This is a genomic window from Sinorhizobium sp. FG01 (genome assembly GCF_002531875.1).
Taxonomy (GTDB): domain Bacteria; phylum Pseudomonadota; class Alphaproteobacteria; order Rhizobiales; family Rhizobiaceae; genus Sinorhizobium; species Sinorhizobium fredii_C.
The window spans coordinates 45,661-52,558 of record NZ_NWTB01000025.1; the positions used below are offsets into that span (position 1 = coordinate 45,661).

Annotated in this window: 4 protein-coding genes and 2 pseudogenes; all 6 read left to right on the top strand. The window is 59.2% G+C overall.

The features are described 5' to 3' along the window. Positions 1-1,053, top strand: coding sequence for an NADP(H)-dependent aldo-keto reductase (locus CO656_RS26975; protein ID WP_097527836.1), 1,053 nt, complete (start codon positions 1-3; stop codon positions 1,051-1,053). A 147-nt stretch (positions 1,054-1,200) separates the two neighbouring features. Beyond that, positions 1,201-1,962: a sulfotransferase gene (locus tag CO656_RS26980; RefSeq protein ID WP_097527837.1), complete on the top strand. Its 762-nt coding sequence runs from the start codon at positions 1,201-1,203 to the stop codon at positions 1,960-1,962. A gap of 5 nt (positions 1,963-1,967) precedes the next feature. Further along, positions 1,968-2,867 carry a sulfate adenylyltransferase subunit CysD gene (gene cysD, locus CO656_RS26985; protein ID WP_097527838.1) on the top strand — a complete coding sequence of 300 codons (900 nt, stop codon included), beginning with the start codon at positions 1,968-1,970 and terminating at the stop codon, positions 2,865-2,867. Then, a pseudogene (cysN, locus tag CO656_RS26990) lies at positions 2,867-4,759 on the top strand (sulfate adenylyltransferase subunit CysN). Before cysD ends, cysN begins: the two are co-directional and overlap by 1 nt. A gap of 215 nt (positions 4,760-4,974) precedes the next feature. Next, positions 4,975-5,322: a nuclear transport factor 2 family protein gene (locus tag CO656_RS26995; RefSeq protein ID WP_097527839.1), complete on the top strand. Its 348-nt coding sequence runs from the start codon at positions 4,975-4,977 to the stop codon at positions 5,320-5,322. Between the two features lie 1,179 nt (positions 5,323-6,501). After that, positions 6,502-6,819, top strand: a pseudogene (gene nodD1 / locus CO656_RS27000) (transcriptional regulator NodD1); the annotation flags it as partial. Between the last annotated feature and the right edge of the window lie 79 nt (positions 6,820-6,898).

Sequence of the window (6,898 nt, forward strand, 5' to 3'; positions counted from 1 at the left end):
ATGCAGTGTCGCGAACTTGGCCGTAGCGGTCTGAAGATAAGCGTGCTCGGCCTGGGCACAATGAGCTGGGGAGAGCAGAATACCGAAGCGGAGGCGCACGCGCAGATGGACGCGGCCCTCGATGCCGGCATAAACTTTGTCGATACCGCAGAGATGTACCCCGTGCCGCCCCGCCTGGAGACGCATGGCCTGACAGAGCGTTGCATCGGCAGCTGGATACGAAAGACCGGCCGCAGGCAGGACATTGTGCTCGCAACAAAAGCCGTCGGGCCTGCTCGGGCAGGAAAAGCGAACTTGCCTTATGTGCGCGACGGCCGGGTCAGCTATACTCGCGCCAATCTGTTCGAGGCCGTGGACGCCAGTCTCCGAAGGCTTGAGACGGATTATATCGATCTCTTCCAGCTGCATTGGCCAGACCGAAGCACTAACGTCTTCCAGCTGCTCGACTACCAGTACGAGCTGGACGACGATACTGTTGCGATCCTGGAGACGCTGGAAGCGTTGAGCGCACTCGTCGACAGCGGTCGCGTTCGTCACATCGGGCTCTGCAACGAGACAGCTTGGGGTCTTGCGCGCTTCCTGCATCACGCGGAAGCACAAGGGCTAGCACGCGTGATAAGCACTCAGAGTCCTTACAATCTGCTCAACCTGGATTTCGAATATGGTCTCGCCGAGATGGCGCTGCGCGAACAGGTGGGCCTCCTCGCGTATTCGCCGCTCGCAATGGGCACGCTGACCGGGAAATACCTCGGAGGTCACCGGCCAACTGGCTCGCGGCTGAACTTGTTCGGACGGTTCTTCCGCTACAGCAACGAGAGGGCTCAGCACGCGGCACTCGCATATACGACGCTCTTCCGTGAACATGGCATCGATCCAGTGCACGGCGCGTTGTCGTTCGTCAGGGGCCGGCCATTTGTGGCAACCACCCTGATAGGGGCCACCTCTGTGCAGCAACTGCAGCACAACATCGCCAGCCTGAAAGTCAACCTGTCACGCGAAGTCCTGGATGGTATCCAATCGATCTATCAGCGCTATGGAACGACGGCACCATGAGCCGCGGCGGCCTCCCTGCTGCAACCTACGCCAATTTTTGAGCAAGTCACGCGGGTGAAACTGGACTCGCGCCGATCGGGGTGGGCGAGTTCGTTATGCTGGCGCCACCCAAACTTTCACGAATTATTTGAGTCGGGAACACGTGCAATGACCAACACCGCACCGGCGCCTGAGCCATTTGCGATCCTTGGAATGCCGAGAACTGGAACGCACTACCTTGAAGAGTTGCTGAATGAGCATCCGAACGTGTTGAGCAACGGTGAGCTGCTTAACACGTACGACGCGAATTGGCCCGATAAGGATCGCCTGCTAAGCAGCGATCGCGAGCTTCTGGAACTTGCCTATCTGCGATTTCCCATGCGGAGCGACAAGAAGGTCACGCATGTTGGATGCAAGATCAACGAACCGCAGTTTCAGGAACGTCCGAGCTTTTTCAGCGAGCTGGCGCGCTGGCCAGGGCTCAAGGTCATCCTTTTGTCTCGCAGGAACACCTTGGAGTCGCTGCGTTCGCTGGTGCAGGCAAGGCAAAGCCGCCAATGGCTGAAATTCAGTTCGGACGACGATACGGCTCCGCCGCCGCGCGTCAACTTGTCGATCGACACCTGCGAGGACTACTTCAAGGCCGCTGATGAGTTTCATGCTCGCGTCGCGCACTCCGTCGCTTCGAACAGGTTGCTTGAGATCGAGTATGAGAGACTTCTGCGTGAACCCACCGGATGTCTGGAAGCCGCCTGGCGATTTCTGGGCGTTCCTGCGTTGCAACTTTCAGGCAGCGGTACCCTTCAGCGCCTGGAACAGCGGCCGCTGGACGAAACCGTAGAAAATTTCGAAGAGTTGCGGCGTCATTTCGCAGGCGGACCTTACGCGAGATTCTTCGAGCTTGATGACGCATTGGTGCCGGTGGGGTAAGTGACATGTCTCTTTCCCATCTCCGGAGACTTGAAGCCGAAGCCATTCATGTCCTTCGAGAAGTAGTCGCGACGTTTTCGAACCCGGTTGTCTTCTATTCGATCGGCAAGGACTCGTCCGTTCTCCTGCATCTGGCGATGAAGGCGTTCTTTCCGGCAAAGCCGCCCTTTCCCTTCCTGCATGTGGACACGACGTGGAAATTCCGGGAAATGATCGAGTTTCGCGATAGGATGGCGCGAGAACGCGACTTCAAACTTCTCGTCCATGTCAACCAGGACGGCGTCGAGCAGGGTATCAATCCCTTTACGCATGGGTCCAACCTGCACACCCACGTCATGAAGACGATGGCGCTGAGGCAAGCCCTCGAGAAATACGGCTTCGACGCGGCTTTGGCGGGAGCGCGGCGGGACGAGGAGAAGTCGCGGGCCAAGGAACGCATGTTCTCGATCCGCAACGCCCAGCACGGCTGGGACCCGAAGCGCCAGCGGCCGGAGATGTGGAAGACCTACAACACCCGCGTCGGTGCCGGTGAGACGATGCGGGTGTTCCCGCTCTCCAATTGGACCGAGTTCGATATCTGGCAATACATCCATCAGGAAAATATCCCGATCGTGCCGCTCTACTTTGCGGCGCGCCGGCCGGTGGTGAGCCGCGGCGGCATGCTGATCATGGTCGACGACGGCCGCATGCCGCTCGAACCCGGCGAAGAGGTCGTGGAGCGGATGGTCCGCTTCCGTACGCTCGGCTGTTATCCACTGACAGGCGCGGTCGAATCCGAGGCTGCCACGGTTCCGCACATAGTGCGGGAGATCATGACGGCGCGCACGTCGGAGCGGCAGAGTCGCCTGATCGACACGGACGAAGTCGCGGCGATGGAAAAGAAGAAGCGGGAGGGGTACTTCTGATGTCGCATATGCCTCCGATACCGCCGCACGACCTGGCGGCGCATCTCGCCGAGCACGACAACAAATCGATCCTTCGATTCATCACCTGCGGCTCCGTCGACGACGGCAAGTCGACGCTGATCGGGCGTTTGCTCTATGATGCGAAGCTGATCTTCGAGGATCAATTGGCCAATCTCGGACGCGTCGGCGCGGCGAACGGCAGTGAGATCGACCTGGCGCTGCTTCTCGACGGCCTTGAGGCCGAGCGCGAACAGGGGATCACCATCGACGTCGCCTACCGCTATTTCGCCACGGCGAAGCGCAAATTCATCGTCGCCGACACGCCCGGCCACGAGGAATATACCCGCAATATGGTGACGGGCGCCTCGACGGCCGATCTCGCCATCATCCTGATCGACAGCCGCCAGGGCATTCTCCAGCAGACCCGGCGTCATTCCTATATCGCCTCGCTGCTCGGCATCCGCCATGTGGTTCTGGCGGTCAACAAGATCGATCTCGTCGACTTCCGCCAGCAGGTCTTCGACGAGATCGCAACCGACTATCTGGCCTTTGCCAGGGAACTCGGCTTTGCCAGCATCCAGCCGATCCCGATCTCGGCGCGGTTCGGCGACAATGTAATCTCGGCCTCTGTAAACACGCCGTGGTACAAGGGGCTGGCACTCCTCCAATACCTGGAAACAGTGGATTTCGACCCACCCGCAAAGGAGCGGCCGTTCCGGTTTCCGGTCCAACTGGTGATGCGGCCGAACGCGGACTTCCGCGGCTATGCAGGCCAGGTTGCGTCGGGCCATATCTCCGTCGGCGATCCGGTGGTCGTCGCCAAATCCGGCCAGCGATCCACAGTCAAGGAGATCGTGACCTATGCCGGGAGCCGCGACGCGGCGGGGGAGGGGGAGGCCGTGACACTCGTCCTTGCCGACGAGGTCGATGTCTCGCGCGGCAACATGCTGGTCCCCCCTGCCGCGCAGCCGTACGTGGCCGACCAGTTCCAGGCGCATGTGATCTGGTTCGATGCAAGTCCGATGTTCCCGGGGCGGAGCTACATCCTCAGAACCGAAACCGACAGCGTCAGCGCAACGGTGACGACCCTCAAGCACCAGGTGAACATCAACAGCCTCGTCCGCGAAGCCGCGAAATCGCTACAGATGAACGAGATCGGCGTCTGCAACATCTCGACGCAGTCACCCGTCGCCTTCGACGCCTATAAGGACAACAGGGCGACCGGCAACTTCATTTTCGTCGACCGTGTGACAAACGCCACCGTCGGCGCCGGCATGATCGACTTCCCGCTCCGCCGCGCCGACAACGTCCATTGGCATGCACTTGAGGTGAATAAAAGCGCGCGCAGCGCGCTGAAGAACCAGCGCCCTGCCGTGCTCTGGTTCACCGGGCTTTCCGGTTCCGGCAAGTCGACGATCGCAAACGCGCTCGACCGCATCATGCATGCCCGCGGCAAGCACACCTACCTGCTCGATGGCGACAATGTGCGCCACGGGCTCAATCGGGATCTCGGTTTTACCGAGGAGGATCGTGTCGAGAACATTCGCCGCGTAGCGGAGGTGGCCAAGCTTATGGCCGATGCCGGCCTGATCGTTCTGGTGTCCTTCATCTCGCCGTTCCGCGACGAACGCCGCATGGCGCGCGAATTGATGGAAGAGGGCGAGTTCATCGAGATCTTCATCGACACGCCGATCGACGAATGAGCGCGGCGCGATCCGAAGGGGCTTTATCAGAAGGCTTTTGCCGGAAAGATCGCAAATTTCACCGGCGTCTCCTCACCCTATGAGGCGCCGGAGAACCCGGAACTCCATCTGAAGACGGTCAAAGAGGACCCGGTCGCCCTTGCGCTCAAGATCGTGGACTTTCTCGACAAATGGATGGAGGAGAAATGACACCCCTTTGCGAAGTCTTGGTACGAATAGCGCTCGATACGGGAGCGGCATTCTCTGATGTATCTACGAGGCCCCCGCCAAGGTGTCTTGCAAGGGCGTGCGGGTCCAACGTTCTTGAACACTGACGAGGCGTTCTTGAGTGCTCCTCATCACGGTCAAGGAGTCGTACTTCAGGCGTGCTCCAATGATCCTAGCCGGCAGATGGAACATTCTCGATGAAGCCGCGTGAAATCGTCGAAGAGTGGATTAGACGCTTCAACAGGCGTGACGCGGTCGCCCTTGCAGAACTGTATCGAGAAGATGCCCTGCACCTTCCAGCAAAGCAGCGTTCTGTCGAAGGTCGCTCTGCAATCCAGGAAATGTTTGAGCAGGATTTCGCGGTTGCGGGAATGACCTGCGTTCCAGAGGTCATATACGAAATAGGTGCTAGCGCAGTACTCGAATGGCGCGATCCATCCGGCCGGCGAGGATGTGGCGTCTTCGCTGTGCGCGATAGCCGCATCTCCTTTGCGTACTGGGACGAACGTGCATCCGTCCGGATGCAAAATCTTCCGATCCAGTGAAGGCCATTTGCCTTTCGATCGTGCGCTCTGTTTTCGTTTCAGGGACCATCTGTGGTCGGCAGCGTTCCGGTGCCCATTGTTCTTCTCAGCACCGGCGGCCGCTGCTTGCGTTCATCATCCATAACGAGAATGGGGTCCATCCATACAATCGATTTTACCGATCTCGCGTAATGCTGCATTGACGAAGACCTGGGCACTGAGGCCCGCCTGCACGACCAGACCTCCCAGTCGTGCATGATTCCAACACTGGATGGCCGGGATTGTAATCCGCTCCGTCCTCAATCATGTCCCGCTCCGGCCGTGGCCGGTAGGAGGAGGCGAACCAGGCTCCATTTTAGAGAAGCCGCAGGGGTAAGATGCCGATGCTCAGCGTTGTCATTGCGCACGACGAAAATGTCCTCAATTCCGACGACGTGTGCACGCCGGTTGTTCTTTTGCCTCGGCCAAGGGCGGCGGAGTCTTCCCTGGTTTCTTCTCAAAAATCGTCGTCGAGCTCCGTAGTTGCATGCTGAGGCGCTGGAACTTTCCCCTGATGTCCTGCAAGCGCAGGCCGTGTCGCTCGAATCCCTGGTTCTTCGGTGTCCCGAACGACAAGGTGTCGAAAGTGCACTTCTGGTTCAATTTCAACATAGAGCATCAAGCGAGGCGCCACAGAAATGAATGACAATGCTCTTCTGGCTTTCGCTGTAACGCTCGGGCTCTTTGTCGGCGCTGCTGGCACAAGGCTTGTTGTGTCGTTGATCTTCCCCTCTGCCCAGTCCCAGACTTTGGGGCGTCGTCGGAGGCTGAAGCACTGTGGTCTACCGCATCTCACCCTGCTTTCCCATTGGAACCGGAAGCACAAAATCGCGCATGCGACAGGCCAATGTGTGCTCGCACAGATCCCGACTTCGCTAGGTCAGCATGCCCCCTCAGGTGGTGCAGGCTGATGAGATCGGCGGCTTTGCCCGGCGTCCGTCGAGTGGGTGGCGGCAATCACGATTCAAAGCCGCTCTGCAGCCGGCTTTAACGTCACCTGCCCATTCTTCTATGCAGTCAGCTCGATCGTGCTCATGGCCCTTCATTTCTTTTGCTTAAAACGAATTCCATGTCGGAAGCGGATACGCTGGGAAGAAGGCAAGCTTTTGCCTGCCAAGCCTCGTCACCCTTCTCGACACCTCGCGACGGGTAGATGAAGACATGCGCTTCAAGGGCCTTGATCTAAATCTCCTCGTCGCACTCGACGCCCTGATGGCGGAGCGTAATCTCACGGCGGCGGCACGCACCATTAACCTGAGCCAGCCGGCCATGAGCGCGGCCGTCGGCAGGTTGCGCACCTATTTCAATGACGACCTTTTTACCATGGTTGGCCGCGAACTCGTTCCGACCCCGCGTGCGGAACGGCTCGCGCCCGCAGTGCGCGAGGCCCTGCTTAACATCCAAATCTCCATCATTTCCTGGGAGCCGTTTTGCCCAGCCCAATCGGATCGCTGCTTCAAAGTCATTCTTTCCGATTACGCGTACCCATCCGGTGACGGCCGCCTTGCTGAGGCAGGCTGAAGGCTGCAAGTCCTAGTGCAAACACTAGGAGTAGTCC

What these genes read in the sequence shown, in the direction of transcription:
- CO656_RS26975 (WP_097527836.1), top strand. Translation starts at nt 1, where the DNA reads ATGCAGTGTCGCGAACTTGGCCGTAGCGGTCTGAAGATAAGCGTGCTC.
- CO656_RS26980 (WP_097527837.1), top strand. Translation starts at nt 1,201, where the DNA reads ATGACCAACACCGCACCGGCGCCTGAGCCATTTGCGATCCTTGGAATG.
- cysD (WP_097527838.1), top strand. Translation starts at nt 1,968, where the DNA reads ATGTCTCTTTCCCATCTCCGGAGACTTGAAGCCGAAGCCATTCATGTC.
- CO656_RS26995 (WP_097527839.1), top strand. Translation starts at nt 4,975, where the DNA reads ATGAAGCCGCGTGAAATCGTCGAAGAGTGGATTAGACGCTTCAACAGG.